Origin of the sequence: Mangrovihabitans endophyticus, assembly GCF_014646155.1 — a bacterium.
GTDB classification, from domain to species: domain Bacteria; phylum Actinomycetota; class Actinomycetes; order Mycobacteriales; family Micromonosporaceae; genus Actinoplanes; species Actinoplanes endophyticus.
Map to the genome: position 1 here is coordinate 1 of NZ_BMMX01000113.1, position 1,549 is coordinate 1,549.

1 protein-coding gene is annotated in these 1,549 nt (G+C 70.4%); it reads left to right on the top strand.

What is annotated here, in order from left to right; all coding sequences use genetic code 11:
- Positions 1–1,549: type I polyketide synthase (locus tag IEY73_RS32600; RefSeq protein WP_189083205.1), on the top strand; the 1,549-nt coding region annotated here is incomplete at both ends.

A 1,549-nucleotide genomic window follows, 5' to 3' on the forward strand; every position in this document is an offset into this window, starting at 1 on the left:
TCGATCCGGAGTTCTTCGGGATGAGTCCGCGTGAGGCGCTGGCCACCGATGCCCAGCAGCGGCTGCTGCTGGAAACCACGTGGGAGGCGGTGGAGCGCACCGGCATCGACCCGACCAGCCTGCGCGGCTCCCGCACCGGCGTGTTCGCCGGCATCATGTACACCGACTACGGCAACCTGCTCACCGAGGACTCCTTCGAAGGGTTCCGCGGCAACGGCAGCGCGGCCAGCATCGCCTCCGGCCGGGTGTCCTACACGTTCGGCTTCGAGGGCCCGGCGGTGACCGTGGACACCGCCTGTTCCTCGTCGCTGGTGGCGATGCATCTGGCGGCGCAAGCCTTGCGGGCGGGGGAGTGCACCCTGGCCCTGGCCGGCGGCGTCACGGTGATGGCGACGCCGACTACCTTCGTGGAGTTCTCCCGCCAGGGCGGTCTTGCCGAGGACGGGCGCTGCAAGCCGTTCGCGGACGCGGCCGACGGGGTCGGCTGGGCCGAGGGGGTCGGCATGCTCGTGCTGGAAAGGCTTTCGGATGCGCGTCGGCATGGGCATGAGGTGCTCGCGGTGGTGCGCGGGTCGGCGATCAATCAGGACGGGGCGTCGAACGGGCTGACCGCCCCCAACGGGCCGTCACAGCAGCGCGTCATCCGGCAGGCCCTGGCCTCCGCCGGACTGTCCACCATGGATGTCGACGTGGTGGAGGCGCACGGCACGGGTACGACGTTGGGTGATCCGATTGAGGCGCAGGCGTTGCTGGCGACGTACGGGCGGGATCGTGAGACTCCGTTGTTGTTGGGGTCGGTGAAGTCGAACATCGGGCATACGCAGGCGGCTGCGGGTGTGGCTGGTGTGATCAAGATGGTGTTGGCGATGCGGCATGGTGTGGTGCCGGCGTCGTTGCATGTGGATGCGCCGTCGTCGCATGTGGACTGGACGGCCGGTGGGGTGCGGCTGGCGGCCGAGCCGGTGGCGTGGCCGGAGTCGGTGCGGCGTCGGGCGGGGGTGTCGTCGTTCGGCATCAGCGGCACCAACGCCCACATCATCGTGGAGGCCCCCGAGGAAACCCCGGCGCCGGGCGTCGAGCACACCGGCCACCCCGCTCCGCTCGCGCTGTCCGCCAAGTCCCCGCAGGCCCTGGACGCGCTCACCGAGCGGGTGACCGGGCTCGACGCGCACCCGGCCGACGTCGCCGCCGCGCTGACCACCCGCGCGCAGTTCCCGCACCGCCGGGTGGTCGTGGGTGACGTGGTGGCCGAGGGTGTGGCCGGTGAGGGGCGTACGGCGTTCTTGTTCACCGGTCAGGGTTCGCAGCGTGTCGGGATGGGCCGGGAGTTGTATGCCCGGTTCCCGGTGTACGCGGCGGCGTTCGACGAGGTGTGCGCCCTGTTGGACATCGACTGGGATGACCTGGATGACACGGGTAATGCGCAGCCGGCGATTTTTGCGGTGGAGGTGGCGCTGTTCCGGTTGCTCGAATCGTGGGGTGTCGTCCCGGAGGTGGTGGCGGGTCATTCGGTGGGGGAGATCGCGGCGGCGTGTGTGGCCGGGGTGTT